Consider the following 22,142-nt stretch of genomic DNA (forward strand, 5'->3'; position numbering starts at 1 on the left):
AAAACGCCGGAACAATCTAATGCTCAATCCAACAACGTAAAGTTTCGCCGGCCAGCAGGTGACGCAGATTCTCCGCGGCGATGTCGACCACGTTATTGAGCGTGGCGGCTAGGTGGAACCAGCCCGAGACATGCGGCGTGATGAGCATGTTGGGTGCATCCCACAGCGGGCTTGTGGCGGGCAGCGGCTCGGGATCGGTGACGTCGACCGCGGCGCCGGCGAGATGTCCCGATTCCAGAGCGGCAACCAGGTCGTCGGCGACCACAAGATCGCCGCGGCCGCCGTTGGCAAAGAACGCGCCCGGTTTCATCGCGGCGAAGAACTCGGCGTTCGCCAGGCCGCGGGTCTCGGGCGTGCTGGGCATAAAGGATGCGACGATGTCGGCCTCTGCCAGGCGCTCAGACAGGGCATCCATGCCGTCCATGTCCTCAAACACAATGGGGTAGACGAGCGGATGGCGCTTGATGCCGCGGACGTGCGCACCCATGCTGCGGCAGAGCGTGGCAAAGTGGCCGCCGATATCGCCTGCGCCCAGCACCAGCACGCTGGCGTTTTTGAGCGAGGTGACCGGCCCCAAATCCTCCCAGCGATGCTCGCGCTGCAAGTCGTGATAGCCGGGCAGGCGCTTCATCATGGAAAGGACCATGGCAAACATGTGCTCGCTCACGGCCTGACCGTAGGCGCCGATCGAGCAAGACAGCTTGGCTTTAGCCGGCACGGTGCCGGCGGCAAGGTAGTCGTCATAGCCGGCGGTCTGCAATTGCAACAGCTGGAGATGGTCGCATGCCGTGAGCATGTCAGGGTCGATGTTGCCCAGGATCACGTCGGCATCGGCGACCTGTTCGCGCGTGATGTCGCCGGCGCTCGTGTAGATAAAATCCTCGCCCGGAGCGCTCGACTCAAGAATTGCACGATGGCGGTCGTTGACGGGCAGCAAAACCAGGATGTTCACAAGCATTCCTCTCCGCTCAACCTGCCAAAAAGGGACAGGTTTATTTTGGCAGGTTTTATCTGGCAAAACGTTCAAATAAAACGCCGGATGTAAGACGAGCGTGCCCGTCAGCATCCGGCGCATCTACGGCTACCAGCTCAGCAGCTCGTAGCCGTCCTCGGTCACCACGAGCTGTACCTCGCACTGGGCCGAGTCGCTGCCGTCCTTGGTGCGCACGCACCACCCATCGCCCTTGCTAATCTTAATGTCGGGTGCTCCGGCGTTGACCATGGGCTCGATAGTAAAGACCATGCCCGGAACCATGATAGTGTCCACGTCGGGCGCCTCGGTGGTAAAGCCCACAAACGGGTCCTCGTGGAACTCCTTACCAATGCCGTGGCCACCGTACTCGCGCACCACGCTAAAGCCGGCGTCCTCGACCGTCTTTTGTACGGCCTCGGCCATCACGGAGAGCGACAGCCATGGCTTGACGGCTGCCAGACCCGCCTCCACGCTGGCGCGGGTGACGTCGACCAAGCGCTGGCGCTCGGCCGAGACCTTGCCGATGCAGAACATGCGGCTCGAGTCGCTAAAATAGCCGTCTAAGATCGTTGAGCAGTCCACGTTGATGATGTCGCCCTCGTGCAGCACATCCGCATCGCAGGGGATACCGTGGCAGACTACGTCATTGATCGAGGTACACACGCTCTTGGGGTAGCCCTCGTAGTTGAGGTCGGCCGGCGTTCCACCATGCTCGACGGTGTAGTCGTAGATCATCTGGTCGATCTGGTTGGTGGTCATGCCCGCGGTGATATGCTCACCCACATAATCGAGCACGCCCACGTTGATGGCGGCCGAGCGCTTGATGCCCTCGATATCGGCAGGCGTCTTATAGAGCGTGCGGGGCAGGACGTTCCAGCCCTCTTCCCACAGGCGCTCGAGGCGCTCATCAAAGGAGCTGTGACATTTCTTGTATTTTTTGCCGCTGCCGCACCAGCAAGCGTCGTTGCGGCCAGGCACGGGTCCATTGTCAAACATGGCTAACTTCCTTTCATCCGAGGCTAGTATAGCCCACCCGCAGAGCAGCTAATTTGGGACGGGGCTTTTTTGGCTGCTTTTGTCCGCGCGGCCTTGCGCCGCCCATATCGCTCCCAAAAGCAGTCAAAAAAGCCCCGTCCCAAATTAGCTGCTCTTGGGCAGACGGGTGCTAGTAGCTCACCTGGCAGGGGATGCCGAGGGCGCGCACGCGCGCGGCAATGGCGTCGAGCACCTCAGGCGCCGCTTTGGCAAGGCCAGCGATCGGTGTCTCGCGCGCCACCGTGTAAATGGTTGCTTCTTGTGGACGAATGCGCTCAAGCGCCGCGAGCCAGGGGGCAACGTACTCCTCGCCGGTGTTGTCGATGGGCTTGCCCTGATACTCACCGGTCAAAAAGATCGTCTGGATAATAACGTGGCCCTCAAAGCTCGCGAACGTCTCGATCTGGTGCTCGACGTCGTAGGGACCGACGGGCTGGTCGAGCAGCTGGATAAATGCTGGATCGACCGTATCGAGCTTGAGGATGTTGTCGTCGACCATCATGAGCGCATCATGCACCTGGGGACGGTCGGCGCGCGTGCCGTTGGAAAGCACGGCAATCTTGGTGTTCGGGGCCAACTGGTCGCGAAGCGCGACAGCGCCGGCGATAGCCTGCGGGAACTCCGGTGCGGCGGTGGGCTCGCCGTTGCCGGCAAACGTGATTACATCGGGAAGCTCACCCTCGACCGTCATCTCGCGTAGTTTGGCTTCGAGTGCGTCGAGCACCACGGCAGCCGTGTTGTGTGGCTCGTGGCAGGGGCGTTCGGCGTTGAGTCCGTTTTCGCAGTAAATGCAGTCAAAGGTGCAAATCTTGCCGCTGGCAGGCATCATGTTGACGCCGAGCGAGAGTCCAAGGCGTCGGCTGCGGACGGGCCCAAAGATGGGGCTGGCATTCAAAAACGTAGACATAGGCATATGCTCCTCGGGACAGTTGCACTTAAGCATAGCATTGGCCCCGTGCCAATCGCGGGTCTGGACACTGTTGTCTAAGCCGAAACTGTGCAGCCTGGTGAGTTTTCGGAACCCTATCATAAAAGGGTGCGAGTCGGGTACAGTAAACGCATTTAAGTATGCGCAACATGGCGCCAGACTGTCCAAGTTGCACCTCGGTGCGGCCTGATGGCGTTGACGATAGGATCACAACATGGATTTTACGGTCGAAAATGCGGGCACCACGATTGCCTGCCGCGAGTATGCCGGCCCGGATGTATCGTCCGATGCGCCCGCCTTGGTGTGCGTGCACGGTGCGTGCGTCGACGGCACATTTTTTGACGGCATCGCTCGCGAGCTCGCCTGTGGCTATCGCGTCATTGCCTATGACCGCCGTGGTTGCGGCGAGAGCGACGATGCGGCAGACGGACGCTACGATCTGGCAGTTCAGGCTGCCGACCTGCGAGCTGTTATCCAACATGCCGGCGCCCCGGCAAATGTCCTCGCGCACAGTGCCGGTACGTTGGTGGCCCTGGAGCTTCTCCGTGCAAACCCCGCCATAATCTCGCGTGCGATTCTGCATGAACCTGCCGTGACGGATGAGGGCGCCGGCCTGGGCGCGGCCCCGGTTTTGCTCGAGATGATCGCTGCGGGAAAGGTCTCCAGGGCGTTACGGGCCTTCCTTGGCGCCATCGGCGATTCGGACCCTGAGGCCCCCAAGTTAACCGAGGCAGAAGCCAAGCATGCCCTGCGCAACGGCCGCAGTTTCATGGCAAACGAATACGGGATTACTATGACCTGCGTTCCCGATTGGGATAGCGTTCGCGCGTCGAAAACGGTGGCCGCCGTGCTCTTGGGTGAACTCTCGATTGGCACGCCCCGCGAGGCGGGCACGAGGATGGCGGCTGAGCTTTTGGACTGTCCACTCGTAATGGTTCCCGGCGCGCACAACGGCCTGCGCGATCGCCCGGCAGCGGCTGCCCAGACTGTTCGTGGCATCCTGGGGCTCTAGCGCTTGCAATAGCCGAAACAGCCTTCACCCGCAAACGTTTCGGCCGTGTTAACAAATGTGCTCAAAACCTCACGTCTGCGGCTTCAATCGCGTCGCCTGCCAACTCATAAAAATGTAACAGCATTCACGTGCTTACCTGCATCGGCAAGGTGTTACCCTTGTAACAATTGGAACCCATCGCTACCATGCGAAACTATCGAAAGGGCCCCATATGCTCAATAGTCACGAGGCCAATCTAACCGACGAGGAGGCTGCCGCTGAGGTCGCCCGCGTCGCGAAGACCTACCCCGTGGTGCGTTTGCTGTCGGCCGATCAGATTAAGAGCGAGCCTAACTGCTTGCTCGCCGGCGATCGCTGCCCTTGTCTGCGTCAGTCGAGTCTTGAGGCCTTGGAAGACTCCGATGAGGTGTCGGAGCAACTGCTCAACGATGGTGTTGAGTACCGCGCCCGTCTGCGCCCTCTAAAGGTCGAGGGTGAGCCTCACGTCTTGCTGATGGTGCGTCCGATTGATGAGCAAGAGGCCACAGAAGAGGACCTTGTCTACACCGACGTGCTGACGGGCGTGCGCAATCGCCGATATTACGAGGAAAAGCTCCGTAGCGCCCGCATGAATGCCGGCGTTGCGATGATCGACCTTGATGATTTTAGGGTCGTCAATGATACGTGTGGCCGTCATGCCGGCGACCTTGCGCTCGGTGCTGTGGCGACAGCCATACGCAGCGGAATCCGTTCGACTGACGAGCTTGTGCGCTATGGCTGCGACAAGTTTGTGGTCGTCATGCCCAATATTCCCTCCGATGACTTCACCCGTCGCCTGCATCAGGTATCCGATGCCGTTCATGCCACGATTATTCCGGGCCATGAGTACGTGAGCTTGACGGCATGTGTTGGTGGCGTTCGCATTCATGGCGAGACGGTCGATGAGGGCGTTGGCCGCGCTGTCCAGTTACTGAGCCACGCTAAGACAAAAGCCGGTACGGTCGTGACCGATGCCGATTCCATCGAGGCCTTCCAAAGCCAAAAGCCCCTGGTGCTGATTGCCGACGATTCCAAAGTGAGCCGGTCCATCCTCGGTGAGATGCTCAAGGACGACTATCGCATTCTAGAAGCCGATAGCGGTCGTGCCACGCTCGATGCGGTTGACCGTTATGGTGGCGACCTGTCCCTCGTGCTGCTCGATATTGTCATGTCGGACATGAGCGGCTGTGAGGTGCTGGCCGAGCTTTCGCGTCAGGCAGCCCTCGATAGCCTACCTGTTATTGTGATCTCGAGCGAAGACACCGACGACGTGGTGTTACGTGCTTACGATTTGGGCGCCTCGGACTATATCAGTCGCCCGTTCGATGACCGCATTGTGCGTCGTCGCGTCAACAATATTATTCGACTGTATACCAAACAGCGTCGTCTGACGAGTCTGCTGTCGCAGCAGTACAATGCGCGCGTCAATAACAGCCGTATACTCGTCGACATCATGGCGAGCGTCATGGAAGTCCGTAATGGCGAAAGCGGCAGGCATGTCACGCATATCGAGAAGTTGACTGAGCTGCTGCTTGGCGACTTGGCGCGACGGAGCGACAAGTACTCTCTTGGCAACGAGGAGCGTTCTTCGATTGCGTTGGCGTCGGCGCTGCACGATATCGGCAAGATGTCGATCGACGATGCGATTCTCAACAAGCCCGGACGTCTGACGCCCGAAGAGTTTGAAATAATGAAGACGCATACTACCATTGGCGCCGACATGCTGCGCAATCTGGGCAGAAACCATGAAGGAAGTGCCCTTTTGGACTATGCGTACCAAATCGCCCGCTGGCATCATGAACGTTGGGATGGTACGGGCTATCCTGACGGTCTTAAGGGCGACGATATCCCCATTGCCGCTCAGGTGGTCTCGGTGGCCGATGTGTACGATGCGTTGACGAGCGTGCGTGTGTACAAGGACGCCATTTCGCAAGAAGAGGCGATTCGGATGATTCTGGACGGTGAGTGCGGCGCTTTCAATCCGCTGCTTATCGAGTGTCTGCTCGAAGTGCGCGATCGCATTGCCGAGACGCTGGAGCGCCCTGCGGACGTTGTCGCGTTCCCTTCGGTTTAAGCTAGGCAAAGGGACGCCCCGTCGGACCATGTGGCCGGCGGGGCGTCCTTATCTGTTGTGCGGTTCGCGAACTAGCGGGCCTGCTTTACCTTGGCCGCCGCCTCGACAAACGACTTCCACAGGTTAAAGTCGGTCTCGAGCGTCTGCCAGGTGTACTCGGGATGCCATTGCACGCCCAGGCAGAAAGGCTGGCCTTCGACCTCGATGCACTCGGGAACGCCGTCGGTTGCCTTGGCGACCAAGCGCGTGCTCTTACCCAGACGCTCGACGCAGCAGTGGTGTGCGGAGTTGGTCTGGATCAGCCTGTGCCCGCCAACCGCGCGCTCCAGAAGCGAGCCCGGCACGACCTCGACGGGATGCACGGGGTCGTTGAGCACGTGGGTATGGCGCCACTGCGTGCGGCCCTCGCGCGCGCCCAGGCTCGGTACGTCCATGCACAGGGTGCCGCCGGTGGCGACATTGAGCAGCTGCGTGCCGCGGCAGGTGGTAAAGAGCGGCTTTTTGGCGCGGAGCACCTCGTCGACCAGCTTAAACTCAAAGCTATCGCGGATCTCGCAGCAGAGGGTGGGGTCGTAGGGTCGATCATCGCCCCAACGTTTGGGATTGACATCGGGGCCGCCGGGAATGGCGATGCCGTCGGCGATATCGACGTAATGACGGATAACATCAATGTCCTCGGTGATGGACATCTGCAGCGGCAGGCCGCCGGCGGCAAGGATGGCATCGACAAAGACACTGGCGATTTCCTCGTTGGGGGAGAGCGTCTCGCTTAAAAACGGCTTTGCCTCTTCCCAGCGCGGCGCCACCAGGATGAGCGGGCGGTCGGCGGGGGCAACGTCGACGTACGGGGTATAGGACGAGGAAGTACGTGTTCCGATCATGGGTGCTGCTTTCGAATCTGAAGGTGACAGGGCGCATGAGAGACGTGGGACAACACTTTCAATGGATTTGTCCCAAGGGGTTGCTGGTTAGTGGCCCTTGATGGAGTTGAGGAAGTCCTGGGCGCGCTTGGTCTGGGGGTGGTCGAAGAACTCGTCGGGCGTGCCGGTTTCCACGATTTGGCCGTCGGCCATAAACACGACGCGGTCGGCCACGCGGCGGGCAAAGTTCATCTCGTGCGTAATGACGATCATCGTCATGCCCTGCTGGGCCAGACGGACCATGACCTCGAGCACCTCGTTGATCATCTCGGGGTCAAGGGCGCTCGTGGGCTCGTCAAAAAGCATGGCCTTGGGTTGCATGGCAAGCGAGCGGGCGATGGCTACGCGCTGCTGCTGGCCGCCCGAGAGCTGTGCGGGCACCTTATCGGCCTGTTCGGCAACGCCCACGCGGCCCAGCAGGTCCATGGCGCGCTCGCGGGCCTCGTCCTTGGAGACGCCCAGCACGTCGACCGGTCCCAGCATGACGTTCTGCAGCACGGTCATATGTGCGAACAGGTTGAACTGCTGAAACACCATGCCCAGCTCGGCACGCATACGGGCAAGGTCCTTGCCTTCCTGCGGCAGGGGCTCGCCTTCGATGAGGATCTCGCCCGAGTCGATGGTTTCCAAGCGGTTGATGGTTCGGCACATGGTCGACTTGCCCGAGCCCGAGGGGCCGATCACGACGACGACCTCGCCGCGGTCGACCGAGAGATTGATGTCGTTGAGGACGTGCAGATCGCCATAGTGCTTATCGACGTGCCTGAGCTCGATCAGCGGCTGATTGCCGGTGGAAGAGGTGCTCTGTGCCATGGTGCTCGGCTCCTTATGACTGGAAATGGTAAAGCGTTAGCGGATGATGGTCGCGCCGGTTTTGTGCGAAACGTAGACAGCGGCCTTGTTGATCGCGACGTTGATGAGGATGTAGATGACCGCGATTACCAGGTAGACCGACACGAGGGCGTCGTAGTTGGTAATGAGCACGCGGGCATTTTGCATGAGGTCGGGGTAGCTCACCACGTAAGCGACGGTGGTGTCTTTGACTACGACCACAAGCTGCGAAATCAACGAGGGAATGATAAACCGAATCGCCTGCGGCAGCACGATTTTAAAGGTGATTTTAGCTTTGGAGAGACCGAGCGCTTGGGCTGCCTCGACCTGCCCGCGCGGTACGGCGTTGACGCCCGCGCGAAAGATCTCGGCCAGCACACCGGCTGCAGCGAGCGCGACGGGGAGCGTGAGCATCCAAAACGACGGCAGCGCAATTTTGTACTGAGGCAGCACCAAAAAGAAGAAGTAGATGAACAGCAGGCTCGGTACGCCGCGGAAGAAATCGGTGAGCACGCGGCAGACCAGCTGCAGCGGCTTAATGTCGCTGGTGCGGCCGAGCATAAGGGCTAGGCCCAACACCAGCGCGATGGCGCCAGCGGTGAGTGCGACTTTAACGGTGCCCTCAAAGCCGGCAAGCAGGAACTTCCAGGTGGTGAGGTGCGTAAAGAAATACCAATAGTGGACCGAAAGCTGACCGGTCACATAAAAGCGCTGCAACACGAGGACGGCGAGCGCAGCGACGGCAACAAGCGAGATAGCGGTGCCGATGCGAATCTTGGCGCGCATCTTGGGGCCGGGAGCCTCGTAAAGCGCATCGCGCATGGTGAGCGCAGAAGAGGAGTGCTTGCTCATCGGAGGATCCTCACCTTCTTATCGATGTAGTTACCAATGTGGCTCACCACAAAGGCCGTGCCCAGGTAGCCGAGCGCCGAGATAAAGAACGCGGCGACGCCGCCGAGCGAGCGCGTGTTGATGTAGCTCACCACGCCGGTGAGCTCCTGCGGTTGAAGCGGTACCTGGCTGCCGAGTGCGGTGGTGAGCATGACGGCGATAAAGAGGTTGGTCATGGGCAGCACGCTCGAGCGCAGCGCCTGCGGAATCACGATCTTGGCGAGGATACGGCTGAAGCTCATGCCGAGCGAGCGCGCGGCTTCCACCTGGCCGACGCCGACGGTGTTGATGCCGCTCATAAAGTTCTCGGAGCCAAAGGCCGAGCCCAAAAGGACCGTGGCGACGATAACGCAGGTGCGGTAGGGCAGGACGACCTTGAGCGGCGGCAGCGCATAGACGACGATGATAAGCAGCGCGATGCCGGGGATGTTACGGAAGACCTGAACATACAGGTCGCCAAAAATGCGCAGCGGCTTGAGCGGCGACACGCGCATCACGGTGACAGCGACGGCCAGCACCATGGCGATGGCAAACGACTCAAGCGTCATGCCCCAGGTTGCTAGCAGCGCGTCGATATAGTTCTGGCCATAGAGCGACCAGAGCTCGGAGAGACTCATGCGGACCTCCCGCCGATAAGGAAAGGGGCTCCCGTGTGTACGGAAGCCCCGACAACTCAGTGTGGAAACAGTTTAGCGCAATAAAGCGCATCGTGCGTTTCCGTATGGTTTCGTAGCGGCCGTTACTGGGCTCGCTGTCTAGGCGCCGATCTCGGGCAGCTCGGGAACGTTGGTGTCGCCCGTGCGATCGCCGATGCAGATCTGCCACAGCTCGGTCCAGGTGCCATCGTCCTCGATCTTCTTAAGGAAGTCGTTGACAAAGGCGACGCCGTCGGAATCGAGCGGCAGGCCGATGCCGTAGGGCTCTTTGCTGCCGAAGGGCTTGCCGGCGATCTTGTACTTACCGGGCTCGCGGACCAGGGCGCTCTGCTGCATGTTGTTGTCGATGACGTAGGCGTCAACGCGGCCCTGCTGAAGTGCCTGGCGGGCCTCCTCGTCGGTCTTGAACTCCTGCTGGCTGGCCTTGGGGGCGAACTCCTCCAGGATGGCGGGGCCGTTGGAGCCGGACTGGACGGCGACGTTCTTGTCGGCCAGGTCGTCGACGCTCTTGATGTCGTCGTTGTCGGCGAGCACCAGGATGGCCTGCTGGGTGTAGTAGTAGGGGCCGGCAAAGGAGACAAGCTTCTTGCGCTCATCGGTAATAGTGTAGGTGGCAAAGACGGCGTCGACCTGGCCGTTCTGCAGGACGGACTCACGCGTGTCCGAGGTCACCTGGGTGATCTCGACCTTGTTCTCGCCCAGAATGTAGTTGGACAGGAGCTGCGCGATGCCGGCGTCGAAGCCACGGGTCTTGCCGTCCTTCTCGTTGAGGAGGGAGAAGAGCGTGGAGGTCTGAACGCCACCGATCTTAAAGACGCCGGCGTCCTTGACGGCCGTGGCCCAGGTGCTGGCGGCGATGGCGTCATCATCGGCCTTGGGGCCGTTGTCGACGAGCTTGTCGAATGCCTTGGCATCGAGCGTGGTGGAAGCCTCGGTGTCCTCGGGGCTCTTGGAGGAGCCGGCGGCGGAACCCTTGTCGGCCTCGGCGCTGGTGTCGGAGCAGCCGGCAAGACCAAGGCCGGCGACGGTTGCAAAGGTGGCGGCGATGAAGCCGCGACGGTCGAAAACGACCTGCTGGGAGAGGTTCTTGCTCATGGTAGAACACCTTTCTCAATAAAATCCCTAGCGGTTGAATAGAGTTATACCCTATCGCGCTCAAATGGGTCAACACGAAATAACTCAGAAACATACTTACCTTATGGGTAATTCTACCTACCAAAAAGGGACAGGTTTATTTTGGCAGGTTTTATCTGGGCAAACGTCAGTTATTGCAGCTGAGATAGCGTTTTGCGGACGGCATGGTCGCTCGCGGCGGTCGCTATAATGGCGGCAACGCGACATATATAAGTAAGGAGATCGCGTATGAACGGCTATTCGTTTTTCGCGCCGACCATGACTTAAAACTACCACAAAGGGGACGGGCACCTTTGTGGTGATTCTTGCAGATGTGGCGGCTTGCCTCGCTGTTTTGTCTCGATCTGTAACATCTGCAGCCATTTTTGCCGAGTAACTGTTACAGATTGAGATTTTCTCTTTAGGGGGACTTGAGTGTCTCGATCTGTAACATCTGGACGGACAAAAGGTCTCTATCTGTTACAGATTGAGATAAACAACAGGGGCAAAGACGGTTTGTCTAGATCTGTAACAATTGGGCGAGGATTTGTCCTCTAGGTGTTACAGATCGAGACAATTGAGTTGGGAAAATAAAAACCTCCGCAGGGGTGCTTCCCTTGCGGAGGTTTTCTACTCGTTCAGCAGGCGTACCGCTTCGGCGGCCATATTCTCAACCGTCATGCCGTTCTGAGCAAGCAACTCGTTGGGATCGTAGCGGTCGGGAAAGCCCTTGGCGATGCCAAAGGTGCGCGTGCGCACGGGCGTGCAGGACAAGTAGCACGCGACGCGCTCGCCCCAGCCACCGTCCAAGATGCCGTCCTCGAGGGTGACGACAACGCGATGCTCGGCGGCAAGGCCATCGAGAGACTCGCGGTCAAGCTCGGTTGCAAAGCGCGGGTTGACGAGCGTGGCCTCTATGCCGTATTCGGCAGCCAAGCGGTTTGTCACGCGCTCGCCCAGCTCAAAGAAATCGCCAAGCGCGAGCACGGCAACGTCGCGGCCCTGACGCACCACGTCGTAGCGAACGGCGCTGTAGTCGGTGTCCTCGGCGGGCGCCAAATCGGGGCGGCTAACCAGGCCAATGCCCGGAACGCGGATCGCCACGGGATGCTCGCGGTGGTCGAGCGACCAGCTCAGCATGGACAGGTATTCCTCCATGCAGGCCGGTGCCAGATAGCGCATGTTGGGAAGTCCGCCCAGCATGGATATATCAAAGAACGAGAGGTGCGTCTCGGAAGTGGTGCCAAAGATCGACGCGCCAAACACCAGGATAGTTGCGGGGGTGTCGTTGAGGCACAGGTCGTGCCACAGCTCGTCGTAGGCGCGCTGCAAAAACGTGCCGTACACACCAAAGACTGGCTTGGCGCCCGAGCGCGCAAGCGCGGTGGCAAAGGTCACGGCGTGCTCCTCGGCAATGCCCACATCGACGAACTGTTTGCCGGCGGCAGCGCGAAGCTCGGGTGTAAAGCCCATGATGTAGGGCGTGGCGGCCGTGATGCCCACGACCTGCGGATCGCGCTCGATGGCGGCGCTGAGCGCCTCACCCGTAATGTCGGCATAGGTGCGCGGCGCAGGCTCGCTCGGATGGCCCGGGCAGAGCTTGCGCCCGGTTGCCATGTCAAACGGACCCACATGGTGCCAGCGCTCGGGGTCGCTCTGGGCTGGCTCAAAGCCCTTGCCCTTGGCGGTGGAGACGTGCAGCACGATGGGATGATCGATATTGCGCAGTTCCTGCAGCGCGTCGACGAGGGCTAACACATCGTTACCGGTGTCCAGATAGCGGTAGTCGAGCCCCATCGCGCGGAAAACGTTGCGCTCACAGGCGCCGTTGCTGGCGCGCAGTTCGGCCAGATTGCGATACAGGCCGCCATGGTTTTCGGCGATGGACTGGTCGTTATCGTTGACGATGATGATCAAGTTGCTGTCGAGCTCGGCGGCGTTGTTAAAGCCCTCAAACGCCAGGCCGCCCGAAAGCGAGCCGTCGCCAATAACGGTAATGACGTTATACGTGTCGCCCGCCAGGTCACGAGCGTGCGCAAGGCCGCAGCCCAGGCTCACCGACGTGGAGGTATGGCCCATGGCAAACAGGTCGTGCTCGGACTCGTCGGGATTGGCAAAGCCAGAAGCCTCACCATAACGCTCCGGATCGATATAGGTGTACGCGCGCCCCGTCAGCGCCTTGTGGGCGTAGGTCTGGTGCGAAACGTCAAAGACAATCTTGTCGATGGGGGAGTTAAACACGCGATGAAGCGCAACCGTAAGCTCAACGACGCCCAGGTTGGGGGCAACGTGCCCACCGACGGCGGCGGAGCTTTCGAGGATTGCCTGGCGGATCTCGCCGCAGAGCAGCGGAAGCTCGGCGCGGTCGAGAGCCTTGACGTCCTCGGGCGTTGTCGTTTGCGTAAGCAGCATCGTTGTGGGTTACTCCATGCGAATCGAGCGCCGGCGCTCCCTCGGCCGGCACAATTGCACAAAACAGTCTCGCACATTTTGGCGTTTGATATGTGACGGCGGCGCGGTAATTCGCCAACTGGTGGGGCAAAACGCTTTGTCCGATGCCATACTGGTAGATTCGATGATGATTTATTCAATGCGTGCAGGCTGTGGCTTGTCGCCGTGTGTCGCTGGAAGGAGGCAGCATGTCCGATGTCGTTCGTGCCGAGAAAATCGCGCACGAGGTCGACTATGCCGCCCGTCAGCTCGCCCAGGCGGGCCGCTTGGACCTGACGCGCGAGTTTATCCAGCATGGCGATGTGACGGTCTATGCACATGTGACTTCGGTAGCGCGGGCGAGCCTGTCCTTTGCCGAGCGCTTGGGCCGTGTCGGTATCTCGGTCGACCGCGCCTCGTTGCTGCGCGGGGCCCTGCTGCACGATTACTTTCTCTACGATTGGCACGATCCCGACCCAAGCCATCGCCTGCACGGATTTCGGCATCCGTTTTTTGCCCTGGCGCGTGCGGAGGAAGATTTTGAGCTGACGTCTCGCGAGCGGAATATTATTGTGCGGCATATGTTTCCGCTGGTGCCGGTGCCGCCGACGTGTCGTGAGGCATGGATTGTGTGCCTGGCGGATAAATGGTGTGCTCTGCGCGAGACGATCGCCGGCCGTCTGCCGCGCAAGGACGAGGCAGACGATGGCGTGAGTGAAGAATCGAGCGAAAAGAGGAGAGGGTAGACGGTGGGGACCGCGATCGACATGGCATTTGACGGCGCGACGCTTGCCGCCTGTCCGCTCTCGGCACTGGTGCTCTCGTTTGCCTTTTACGGGTTTTGCGGTTGGGCATGGGAGTCAACAGTCTGCGCCATGCTCAACCAAGGACGCTTTGCCAACAGCGGATTCTTGCTGGGGCCGTGTTGCCCTATCTATGGTGTGGGCGGCATAGCCTGCTGGCTTTTGCTGCGCGGGATTCCGGATGCCTCGAGCCAATTTGTCGCCGCGGCGCTTTTGTGCAGCGTAATCGAGTACAGTGTGGGCCTTCTATTGGAAAAGACAACAGGCGCACGCTTTTGGGACTACTCGCACCTGCCGTTTAACTTGCACGGACGTATCTGCCTGTACTGGGCCTGCGCGTTTGGCCTGGGCGCGTTGTGCATTTGTCGTTTAGTGGAGCCGGCATTGCTGGGACTGCTTGGCCATCTGCCGGTGCTGATTGTGCGGCTGTCCGCCTTTATCGTCGCGGTTGCGATGATGGTCGACGCGGTGTTCTCTTTGGCCAGTTGGCGTCGCCTGTCCGATCAGCTGGAGCGTGTGCGCGCCGACCTTGCCGACCGCATCAATGAGTCGCTTGCCGATGCCTCGGACTCCATGCTCGAACGTATTCCCGATTCGACGATCGACTCGGTAGCGCAGACGCATATCCGTAGCCGCGCCGTTAACGCGTGGCTGGCCGAGCTGGGCGACGCGGCGCTCGATGCCCTTCGTGAGAAGGCTTCGATGCCGACGTTTATCTCGGATGGTGCTCGCGGCCTGGCGCTTGCCGCCCGCCGCGTGGCCGATGCTGCGCCGAGCATGCCGCGTCCGTCGCTCAGTCGTCGCCTTGCCGGTAAGCGCATGAGCCGTCCGGTGCCGAGTGTGTCGCTCAGCCGTCGCGACCTGCGCTTTTTCAATGCCTTCCCGCGTCTGCGCATCAATCGCTACGAGGGCGTCATTCGAGCAACTAATCTCCGCGACCGCGCCCACGAGCTGTTTCGGCGCTAGCCGGGATGGGCGCGCACACGGCTCTCTTGCTCGCGTATTTCCCGTTCGTTTCGCGTCCGTTGCCGCGCCGTTTCCAAGATTGCGGCACCGTTTCCATTCGACAACGCAGCGTTTAACAACGCCGTATCTGGTCTACACCAGTTGCCCCTCGGCCGCATTATGGGCGCCGACAACGTTCATGCGACCAAAGGGGAGCGAATGTACGATACGGGATCGACAACGTTTATGCTCATCTGCACCATGCTCGTGTTTTTAATGACACCGGGTCTGGCGTTTTTCTATGGCGGCCTGTCCAGGCGCAAAAATGTCATCAACACCATGCTTATGTGCTTTGGCGCCATTGGTCTGGTTGGTGTGCTGTGGATTGTTGCCGGCTGGTCGCTGGCCTACGGCGGCGACGGCTCGAGCCCGTTTATTGGAGGCCTTGACCAGCTGCTGTGCTTGCCGGTGCTCAACCAGGTGCTGCAGGCGGCCGAGGGCAACGCTGCGGACGGTGCCGTCTACCCTCAAATCATCAACATCACCTTCCAAATGGCGTTTGCCATGATCACGGCTGCTATCGTCACGGGCAGCCTGGCCGGCCGCGTTAAGTTTGGTGCCATGACGGCCTTCCTGGGCATTTGGCTGCTCGTGGTCTATGCGCCGCTCGCCCACATGGTCTGGGGCGGTGAGGGTTCCTTTATCGGCGACGTCATCGGTGCGCTCGACTTTGCGGGCGGCGACGTGGTGCACATCTCGTCCGGTCTCACGGGCCTGATTCTCTGCTTAATGCTCGGCCGTCGTCGCGGCTTTGGCATGGTGAGCTACCGCCCGCACAACGTGCCGTTTGTGGCGCTGGGCGCCGGCCTGCTTTGGTTTGGCTGGTTTGGCTTTAACGGCGGCAGCGAGTTTAAGGCCGACGCCGTGGCCGCGCTCGCCATCCTCAACACCGTGACGGCCAGCGCGGCGGGCATGGTCTCGTGGCTTGCCGTTGAGCGCGTGCGCACCGGTCGCCCCACGCTGGTGGGTGCCAGCACCGGTCTGGTTGCGGGCCTTGTGGTGGTCACGCCGGGTGCGGGCTTTGTCGAGCCGTGGGCAGCGCTGGTCATGGGCCTGATCGTATCGCCTGTCTGCTACCTGGCCATTAGCCATCTCAAGACCAAGTTTGGCTACGACGATGCGCTCGACGCGTTTGGCTGTCACGGCATCGGCGGCATCTTGGGCAGCGTGCTCACGGGCCTGTTCTGCGTGCCGGAGCTTTCGTGGACCGGTAAGGGCGGCCTGTTCTACACGGGCGACGTGTCGCTGCTCATCTCGCAGATCTTGGGCATTGTGGTGACGGTCGCTCTTGTACTGGTGCTCGATTTGGTGATCGCCGCGGTGGTCAAGGCGCTGTTCCGCGGCAGCCTGCGCGTGGACGAGGCAGACGAGGCGCTGGGCCTGGATGCGAGTCAGCACGGCGAGAGCGCGTATCCCTCGTTCTCCGGGCTCGATTAGCAGCTTCCCCAAGCACCGCACCTTGCCGTTCAATCGTCGCGCGGCTTTCCCAGGCACCCGACCTTACCCCTCAAACCGTCGCTTGCGTACCGAAGTACGCGGCGCTCCTCTTTCGGGGCAATCTCGGGCACCTGGAAAACCCGTGCCACATGAATGAGCGGTTCATTTCTTTATTAAAGAGAGGAATTCACTATGAAGAAGATTACGGCGATCGTTCGTGCCGAAAAGCTTGAGGTTCTTAAAGACGCGCTGTTTGCTGCTGATGTTCGTGGCATGACTATTAACCAGGTGCAGGGCTGCGGCGCGCAGCATGGCTGGAAGGAATACGTGCGCGGCAACGAGTTGCTTGTCAACACGATCCCTAAGGTACAGTTCACCCTTATCTGCGCCGATGAGCATGTTGGCGGCATTGTCGACATCATCTGCAACGCCGCCCGCACCGGCGCCGTCGGCGACGGCAAGATCTGGGTCGAGCCGGTCGAGGAAGTTATCCGCATCCGCACCGGCGAACACGGCCCCGCCGCGGTGTAGGACAATCTTTCGCCTGACGGGCGTGCCTCTCTTGGGGCGCGCCCGTTCTCGTCTACAATATCGTGCAGACGAAGGAGAGGCATGCCCATGATCAAGATGTTTGCGAGTGACTTAGACGGAACGCTGCTGAACGCCCTGCACGAGGCAGATGGGACCATCCGCCGTGCCATTCGCGAGCTGACCGAGGCTGGCCTGCATGTGGTTCCCGCGACCGGACGCTCAACGCTGCCGATCGGCGAGCATGGCTTTACGGGCCTGGCGCTTGACGCCTGCTGCTCCAATGGGTCCATCGTGCGCAACAGCCATGGCGAGGTGCTCAAGACCTGGACCATCGACCCACAGATCACCGAGGAGCTGCTCAAGGCGTTCCCGGACATTTGCTTTGATTGCTCCACGCCCGACGGCATGTTCTCGAGCGGTTCGTTCGAGATGCACCAGGCGGGTTTTAAGAAGGACAGCCCTATCAAGCGCATCGTGATGCGCGGCATGCGTGCACGTGGGGGGTATCACGAGGAGCAATATTTCGACCAGTCGATCGGTGACATCCTGCGTCATGACGTATGCAAGATCAATTGTCGCGTGACCTCGCCCGAGCTGGAGCGCGACCTTAAGGCATATTTGGCCGAGCGCTCGGACCGCGTGGTCAACGCGCCGTTCGATCCGGTGATGTTTGAGATCACGGACGTGGCGTGCAACAAGGGTGAGAGCGTGGCCTGGCTGGCGGGCTACTACGGCATTGCCGAGGACGAGGTCGCGGTTTACGGCGACGGCGGCAACGACATCGCCATGCTCAAGCGCTTCCGCCACAGCTACGCGACCAAAAACGGCAGCGATGCCGCCAAGGCCGCCGCGAGCGCGACTATCGGCAGCTGCATGGTCCACGCTGTCCCCAAACACATGCTCGCCACCATGCATAAGCAAAACTCCCGCACCATCATCGAATGATGTGACAGAGGGACTGCCCCTTCGTCACATTCCGAGGTTCTCGACTAGCCAGTGCTCGTAGGCGCGCTGCATGACCTCGGTTTTATCGGCTTTTTTGCGGCAGCCCTTTTGTTCCTCAACGGCCAGTCCATAAGCACCACTCTGCTCAAAGGCGCTGGTGTCCCAAGCACCGTGTTCAATGCGCGACCATACGGCATCAATGAGTTGTTCGAGCTCGGCAATGTCGTCGGCGTTGGCGGTTGTCGCGAACGGCGGGCGGAGCTCGCCCGTTGTCTTGTCGGGTTCTACATAGTAGTCGCCCATGGAAGTGACGGTGTAGCCATAAAACTCGGGTGATGCTTCGACCAGCAGTTTGTAAAACTTGAGCTGACGTTGGTAGCCTGCAGGGACTTCTTTGCCAAAGCCAGTCTTATAGTCAACGATCTGTACCGTTTTAACTGCATCGTCAACGAGGAGCAGGTCGAGAAAACCAAAGAGCGGAGTTCCTTCGGTGGTCAGGCACTGCATATTCGCCTCTGTGACGCAGCGATAGCCATGTACATGCTCGACAAGCCAGGGGACGAATGCACGACAAATGCGTTCGAAGCGCTCCGAATAGCGATGGACGTCCTCGGGGGCAAAATCGAGCCACGAAATCTGCTGGCGATACTCGGCCTCAATTGTCTCAATCGCCGCCTCGCCATCGGCTGCCATTCTATTAACGATCTCCTCGAACATCGCGTGAACGATGGTGCCGAATTCGGTTTGGATCGTGGGCGCCGTGGGCAGGCGCACAATCTGCTTCTCAGGGAAGTGCAGACTATTTGCGCATCCAGGTTCGTACGTCACAAAGTTGTTGAGCGCTGTGGCAGAAAGAAACTTCACGTCGGTATGAGGTTCCAGAAGCGCGCGGAGCTCGGGCGTATCGAGCACGTAGTTGTCGCGCCACTCGGTTTCGATTGCAACGCTGAGCTGGTTTGCTTCAGCAGAAACTTCGCAAGAGTCGATAAGTCCCGTGAGCTCCTGCAGCGCCAACCCGCCGGCGCGGCACAGCTCGAGGTGTCGTTTAGCGCGCGTGATGGCGACAAACAACAGGCGGCGCGCGTCGTCGTCATCCTTTTCATCGCGAATCAGCAGGTTGGACGGGTACAAGCTCATGCCGCCGGCGCCTTTGTGCCAAGTGGAGTCGTCGGCATCGAGCAGGTAGACGCAGTCGAATTCCAGGCCCTTAGAGCTATGGGCGCTGGTGAGGCGAACAGCTCCCGGCGTGCCGAGGTCGATCGATGCGTCGATACTCACGCCAAACTTTTGAGCGGCATCGAGCTTGTCGACAATATCGGGCAGGCGAAGCGCGCGTCCCATGCGGCGCGCGTCTCCCATTTCACCTTCGGCAAAGGTGAGCAGGGCGCGGATGCCGGCATTGAATTCGGCGGCACCCAGCGGATCCTGTTTTTTATGATCCTGATAATAGCCAAGGCTGCGTTCTACAATCTTAAAGAGCAACGCTCTGACCGGGGAGGCGCCGGCCTCGGCCGCCCACTGCATAAGGTCGTCGTGCAGCTCTTTGACGCGGGCGATATTGCTCTCGCGCATGGCGGCCATCCAGTCGCCATGCTGGTCTCGCTTGGCGCTGAGCGCAAACGTCACGGACGATGGATGGTCGCCGCCCAGCTCGGTGGCACAGATGATCTGCGGAAGATAGCTGCTGGCGAGCTCCTTCTGCCCGCGAGTAAGCGCGGCAACGCAGCGCAGCAGCGCCAGCGTCGTCTGCATGCGCTCGGAAGCAAAGAGATTCTGTCGTTCGCGATAGGAAAACGGCACGTTCTCCTTAACGAGGAAGGGAATCAGCGAGCGCAATGCGGCGTGTTTGGCAGAGATGACTGCAATTCCTTCATTGGGATCTTCGCAGTCATTGAGGTAACCGGCCTCAAGTCGCTGCTTAATGCTTGCGGCGACGGCGGCGTATTCCTCGGCTTTGCCGGTGTAAACGTTCTCGCTAAAGCCGACCTGATCACCTTGGGGCCTAAACGCCACGATCGATTTGTTCGAGCTGGCGTCGAGGCGATATTCAATTTGCCGTGCGATAGCTTGACCAAGCTCAACGATGGCGGGCGTGGAGCGATAGTTGGTCTTGAGCACGATGCTCCGGGGCGAGAACTCGGCCGCAAACTGGTTGGCGCATTCGATCGTGGCGCCCTGAAAACGCATGATGGCTTGATCGTCATCGCCAACGGCCATAATATTGGGCGCATCAACGCCGTCGCAGAGCAGCTCGATGATGCGCATCTGGGCACCATTGGTGTCCTGGAACTCGTCAACTTGGATATAGGTATAGGTGTCCTGGAGCACTTGGCGCAACGCGTCGTTGTGCTCGACGGCGTTAACGAAGTCGCCGATCATGTCGTCGTAATCGTAGAGATGGTGCTGGTCGAGCTCGCTCTGGTAGCGACGCGCGACGTCGCAAGCGGTCTTAAGTCGCTCGCTCTGCTCCGCAATCTTAAAGGTGCGTCCCTGCGAGTTGCTGCCTCCAAAGAAGACATCGCGCACCTTGGTGTACCCCGACGACTTTCCCTTCTCGTCAATAAGTTCGGTGCGGCGAACGGTGTCGCGCAACTCAAGAATGTACGGCACGTACGTGCCGGCAGGACAGTCGATAGGGCGGGTGAGCGATGTAGGCGCCATGGCGCAGACACGCTCAACCTCTTCCTCAAAGCGTTCGGCCAACGCGGCGCTTGCCCTTCCACAGACGAGCGTAAGCAGCTCGGAATGTTCGGTGAGCCAGGTAGCGGCGTCGATATTCTGCTGCGTGATGGCGCTCAGCGTGTCGTAGTCCAGGCCACTGCGTTTGATTTTGGAGACAAAGCCGATCATCTTACCGATGTTTTGCGCAGGCATATCAGGTGACCCTCCGCCTAGCGGAGAACCAAAGGGCAGCGATTTGAGCAGCCGATCAAAAATCTCTTGCTGGTGCAGGCTGGTAACAAGCGTGTCGGTCGAAGGGCGTACGAAGTACTCGGGATAGCGCGACCTGATGCTGCTTGCAAATCCGTGGAACGTGCCGACTTCGATGCCGTAGGCGTCGCGCCCAATGAGCTCAATCAGGCGTTTGCGCATGGCTTCCGCGCCCGCCTCGGTATAGGTGAGGCAGAGGATGTTGCTAGGGGCGGCGTCGCGTTTGGCCAAGATGTTCGCCGCGCGCAGGCTCAGCAGCTGCGTCTTGCCGGTGCCGGGGCCGGCAATGACGAGCAACGGACCATCTAGGCATTCGACGGCCTCGCGCTGTTCGGGATTCAGGCGCTCGAACGATACGTTAAAGTTGGGGGTCATGTTCATGGCAGTACTACCTGTCTTCCTGGTAGAGCGCACGCGTGCTATCGAGATAGTCAAGATACGTATCGATGGCACTTTGAGGTTGAACGATCTTAATGAAGGTGCTGAGTTGCAGCAGCCAGCCAAAGAACTGAGGCGACAGCGGGGCTTTGACGGTCGCCAACAGGCGCCCATCCTGGTTCTCAAACACAACGGCATCGAGCCCGAACTTGTCGATGAGCGGGTTCATTGCGCGGTCATCGAGTTCCAGCACCACGGTGGTCTTATCGGCCGCATAGACTCCAAACGATGGCGAAACGTGGTCCTCGAGCACATAGCCCGCGATACGCGGATCTTTGGGCGCGGGTTCTTCGGACACCGCAACATCGAGCATGCGGTCGACGCGGTAGGGCGTGAACGGCTGATGACCCGAGCCGGCATTAGCCCATTTATCTCTAAAGCCAATCATGTAATAGAGTTCGTCGGAGTAGATAAGGCGCACGGGTGTGAGTTCGTAGGCCTTTCCGTCATGATTAAGGGCCTTTTGCTTGGCGGCGTCGTAGTGGAAGTAACGAAACCGAATCTTGCGTTTTTCGCGCATAGCCTGCTGAATCAAGTCGATGTTGAGCAGGGCATCAGAGTTTTGCATCTTCACGCGCGAAGGCACATCGACGCGCTTGTGCATCAGCTTGCGTTCGCCCAGGCTGGCGAGGCTCTGCAGCTTGCCGATGAGGTGGTCGGTCAACTCATCGGTCAAAAACGGCGAACTCTGCACGGCGTCAACAAGCATGATGAGCTCTTGCAGGTCGAGCGGGCGTGAGACCAGGGCCCATTCCCTGCCACCGCGCTGGTCGATGTTGAGCCCAAAGTCGCGAAGCGTTTGCAGGTCGCGATAGATGGCCTTGCGTTCGGCTTCGAGGTCGTGATAGGCGAGCTCCTCGATGATCTGCTGCGTTGTGAGTCCGTGCGTGCTGTCGGTCTTTTCCATCAAGGTTTTAAGCAGGAACAGAAGCCTGAGCTTTTGATTTGGTCTGTTCGCCACGTTGTCTCCTTTCGCCGGCAGGGTACCAACCGGAGATACAAAACAAGACCCGTTATTGGGACTCATTGTAGTCCGCGCGACCGTAGTATTCGCAGCAATAAGAGCTCGAATAGGGCGAAAGGTGGTTAAACGGAAATCGGCGGTTTGGCTGGATGGTGTGACATGCGCTCTATTGGCTTGGGGCCGGTTCCGGTTTACAAGGATCAGAAC

The 22,142-nt window shown here is 59.9% G+C and carries 18 protein-coding genes; 7 read left to right on the top strand and 11 right to left on the bottom strand.

Features of this window, described 5'->3' with window-relative positions; genetic code table 11:
* Positions 1–16: 16 nt before the first annotated feature.
* The 3 genes from ACTQ1S_RS02995 to ACTQ1S_RS03005 form a co-directional block, all read right to left on the bottom strand.
* Positions 17–958, bottom strand: coding sequence for a D-2-hydroxyacid dehydrogenase (locus ACTQ1S_RS02995; protein WP_441547028.1), 942 nt, complete (start codon positions 956–958; stop codon positions 17–19).
* Between the two features lie 123 nt (positions 959–1,081).
* The gene (gene map / locus ACTQ1S_RS03000; RefSeq protein ID WP_441547029.1) at positions 1,082–1,969 is read right to left on the bottom strand and encodes a type I methionyl aminopeptidase; all 888 of its coding nucleotides are present in this window, start codon (positions 1,967–1,969) and stop codon (positions 1,082–1,084) included.
* 169 nt (positions 1,970–2,138) lie between these two features.
* A complete protein-coding gene (locus ACTQ1S_RS03005; protein ID WP_441547030.1) occupies positions 2,139–2,915 on the bottom strand; it encodes a radical SAM protein in 777 nt (258 codons plus the stop codon).
* Positions 2,916–3,150: 235 nt separating this feature from the next.
* On the opposite strand from ACTQ1S_RS03005, the gene ACTQ1S_RS03010 reads away from it, so the two are divergent.
* A complete protein-coding gene (locus ACTQ1S_RS03010; RefSeq protein WP_441547031.1) occupies positions 3,151–3,948 on the top strand; it encodes an alpha/beta fold hydrolase in 798 nt (265 codons plus the stop codon).
* Between the two features lie 211 nt (positions 3,949–4,159).
* Positions 4,160–6,040 carry a diguanylate cyclase gene (locus ACTQ1S_RS03015; RefSeq protein WP_441547032.1) on the top strand — a complete coding sequence of 627 codons (1,881 nt, stop codon included), beginning with the start codon at positions 4,160–4,162 and terminating at the stop codon, positions 6,038–6,040.
* A 71-nt stretch (positions 6,041–6,111) separates the two neighbouring features.
* Here the strand turns inward: ACTQ1S_RS03015 and ACTQ1S_RS03020 are convergent, their stop codons facing one another.
* The 6 genes from ACTQ1S_RS03020 to ACTQ1S_RS03045 form a co-directional block, all read right to left on the bottom strand.
* Positions 6,112–6,921, bottom strand: a complete 810-nt coding sequence (locus ACTQ1S_RS03020; protein ID WP_441547033.1) for a gamma-glutamyl-gamma-aminobutyrate hydrolase family protein — start codon at positions 6,919–6,921, stop codon at positions 6,112–6,114.
* 87 nt (positions 6,922–7,008) lie between these two features.
* A complete protein-coding gene (locus ACTQ1S_RS03025; RefSeq protein ID WP_022094659.1) occupies positions 7,009–7,773 on the bottom strand; it encodes an amino acid ABC transporter ATP-binding protein in 765 nt (254 codons plus the stop codon).
* A gap of 36 nt (positions 7,774–7,809) precedes the next feature.
* Positions 7,810–8,643 (bottom strand): amino acid ABC transporter permease, encoded by an 834-nt coding sequence (locus ACTQ1S_RS03030; protein ID WP_427747661.1) that lies wholly within the window; start codon positions 8,641–8,643, stop codon positions 7,810–7,812.
* A complete protein-coding gene (locus tag ACTQ1S_RS03035) occupies positions 8,640–9,299 on the bottom strand; it encodes an amino acid ABC transporter permease (protein ID WP_154514877.1) in 660 nt (219 codons plus the stop codon). Before ACTQ1S_RS03035 ends, ACTQ1S_RS03030 begins: the two co-directional genes overlap by 4 nt.
* 138 nt (positions 9,300–9,437) lie before the next feature.
* Positions 9,438–10,433 carry a glutamate ABC transporter substrate-binding protein gene (locus ACTQ1S_RS03040; protein ID WP_154514875.1) on the bottom strand — a complete coding sequence of 332 codons (996 nt, stop codon included), beginning with the start codon at positions 10,431–10,433 and terminating at the stop codon, positions 9,438–9,440.
* A gap of 648 nt (positions 10,434–11,081) precedes the next feature.
* Positions 11,082–12,863: a 1-deoxy-D-xylulose-5-phosphate synthase gene (locus tag ACTQ1S_RS03045; protein ID WP_441538198.1), complete on the bottom strand. Its 1,782-nt coding sequence runs from the start codon at positions 12,861–12,863 to the stop codon at positions 11,082–11,084.
* Positions 12,864–13,090: 227 nt separating this feature from the next.
* Here ACTQ1S_RS03045 and ACTQ1S_RS03050 point away from each other — a divergent pair, with 227 nt between their 5' ends.
* The 5 genes from ACTQ1S_RS03050 to ACTQ1S_RS03070 all read left to right on the top strand — a co-directional run bounded on the left by ACTQ1S_RS03050 (position 13,091) and on the right by ACTQ1S_RS03070 (position 17,602).
* A complete protein-coding gene (locus ACTQ1S_RS03050) occupies positions 13,091–13,627 on the top strand; it encodes an HD domain-containing protein (protein WP_441538196.1) in 537 nt (178 codons plus the stop codon).
* 3 nt (positions 13,628–13,630) lie between these two features.
* Complete coding sequence (locus ACTQ1S_RS03055; protein WP_441547034.1) at positions 13,631–14,650, top strand: putative ABC transporter permease; 1,020 nt, start codon at positions 13,631–13,633, stop codon at positions 14,648–14,650.
* A gap of 198 nt (positions 14,651–14,848) precedes the next feature.
* Positions 14,849–16,126, top strand: a complete 1,278-nt coding sequence (locus ACTQ1S_RS03060) for an ammonium transporter (protein WP_441547035.1) — start codon at positions 14,849–14,851, stop codon at positions 16,124–16,126.
* Between the two features lie 192 nt (positions 16,127–16,318).
* Positions 16,319–16,657: a P-II family nitrogen regulator gene (locus ACTQ1S_RS03065; RefSeq protein WP_441547036.1), complete on the top strand. Its 339-nt coding sequence runs from the start codon at positions 16,319–16,321 to the stop codon at positions 16,655–16,657.
* A gap of 87 nt (positions 16,658–16,744) precedes the next feature.
* On the top strand, positions 16,745–17,602 hold the full coding sequence (locus ACTQ1S_RS03070) for an HAD-IIB family hydrolase (protein WP_441547037.1): 858 nt from the start codon (positions 16,745–16,747) through the stop codon (positions 17,600–17,602).
* A 24-nt stretch (positions 17,603–17,626) separates the two neighbouring features.
* Here ACTQ1S_RS03070 and ACTQ1S_RS03075 read toward each other — a convergent pair whose 3' ends face one another.
* Together ACTQ1S_RS03075 and ACTQ1S_RS03080 are read right to left on the bottom strand one after the other, a co-directional pair.
* The gene (locus tag ACTQ1S_RS03075; RefSeq protein WP_441547038.1) at positions 17,627–20,914 is read right to left on the bottom strand and encodes an ATP-dependent helicase; all 3,288 of its coding nucleotides are present in this window, start codon (positions 20,912–20,914) and stop codon (positions 17,627–17,629) included.
* Between the two features lie 7 nt (positions 20,915–20,921).
* Positions 20,922–21,932: a helix-turn-helix transcriptional regulator gene (locus tag ACTQ1S_RS03080; RefSeq protein ID WP_441547039.1), complete on the bottom strand. Its 1,011-nt coding sequence runs from the start codon at positions 21,930–21,932 to the stop codon at positions 20,922–20,924.
* Between the last annotated feature and the right edge of the window lie 210 nt (positions 21,933–22,142).

It is taken from the genome of Collinsella sp. LCP21S3_D3 (assembly GCF_052118305.1).
Lineage (GTDB): Bacteria > Actinomycetota > Coriobacteriia > Coriobacteriales > Coriobacteriaceae > Collinsella.

What these genes read in the sequence shown, in the direction of transcription:
- ACTQ1S_RS03035 (WP_154514877.1), bottom strand. Translation starts at nt 9,299, where the DNA reads ATGAGTCTCTCCGAGCTCTGGTCGCTCTATGGCCAGAACTATATCGAC.
- ACTQ1S_RS03045 (WP_441538198.1), bottom strand. Translation starts at nt 12,863, where the DNA reads ATGCTGCTTACGCAAACGACAACGCCCGAGGACGTCAAGGCTCTCGAC.
- ACTQ1S_RS03060 (WP_441547035.1), top strand. Translation starts at nt 14,849, where the DNA reads ATGTACGATACGGGATCGACAACGTTTATGCTCATCTGCACCATGCTC.
- ACTQ1S_RS03015 (WP_441547032.1), top strand. Translation starts at nt 4,160, where the DNA reads ATGCTCAATAGTCACGAGGCCAATCTAACCGACGAGGAGGCTGCCGCT.
- ACTQ1S_RS03040 (WP_154514875.1), bottom strand. Translation starts at nt 10,433, where the DNA reads ATGAGCAAGAACCTCTCCCAGCAGGTCGTTTTCGACCGTCGCGGCTTC.
- ACTQ1S_RS03050 (WP_441538196.1), top strand. Translation starts at nt 13,091, where the DNA reads ATGTCCGATGTCGTTCGTGCCGAGAAAATCGCGCACGAGGTCGACTAT.
- ACTQ1S_RS03065 (WP_441547036.1), top strand. Translation starts at nt 16,319, where the DNA reads ATGAAGAAGATTACGGCGATCGTTCGTGCCGAAAAGCTTGAGGTTCTT.
- ACTQ1S_RS03005 (WP_441547030.1), bottom strand. Translation starts at nt 2,915, where the DNA reads ATGTCTACGTTTTTGAATGCCAGCCCCATCTTTGGGCCCGTCCGCAGC.
- ACTQ1S_RS03070 (WP_441547037.1), top strand. Translation starts at nt 16,745, where the DNA reads ATGATCAAGATGTTTGCGAGTGACTTAGACGGAACGCTGCTGAACGCC.
- ACTQ1S_RS03025 (WP_022094659.1), bottom strand. Translation starts at nt 7,773, where the DNA reads ATGGCACAGAGCACCTCTTCCACCGGCAATCAGCCGCTGATCGAGCTC.
- ACTQ1S_RS03075 (WP_441547038.1), bottom strand. Translation starts at nt 20,914, where the DNA reads ATGAACATGACCCCCAACTTTAACGTATCGTTCGAGCGCCTGAATCCC.
- ACTQ1S_RS03010 (WP_441547031.1), top strand. Translation starts at nt 3,151, where the DNA reads ATGGATTTTACGGTCGAAAATGCGGGCACCACGATTGCCTGCCGCGAG.
- ACTQ1S_RS03020 (WP_441547033.1), bottom strand. Translation starts at nt 6,921, where the DNA reads ATGATCGGAACACGTACTTCCTCGTCCTATACCCCGTACGTCGACGTT.
- ACTQ1S_RS02995 (WP_441547028.1), bottom strand. Translation starts at nt 958, where the DNA reads ATGCTTGTGAACATCCTGGTTTTGCTGCCCGTCAACGACCGCCATCGT.
- ACTQ1S_RS03030 (WP_427747661.1), bottom strand. Translation starts at nt 8,643, where the DNA reads ATGAGCAAGCACTCCTCTTCTGCGCTCACCATGCGCGATGCGCTTTAC.
- map (WP_441547029.1), bottom strand. Translation starts at nt 1,969, where the DNA reads ATGTTTGACAATGGACCCGTGCCTGGCCGCAACGACGCTTGCTGGTGC.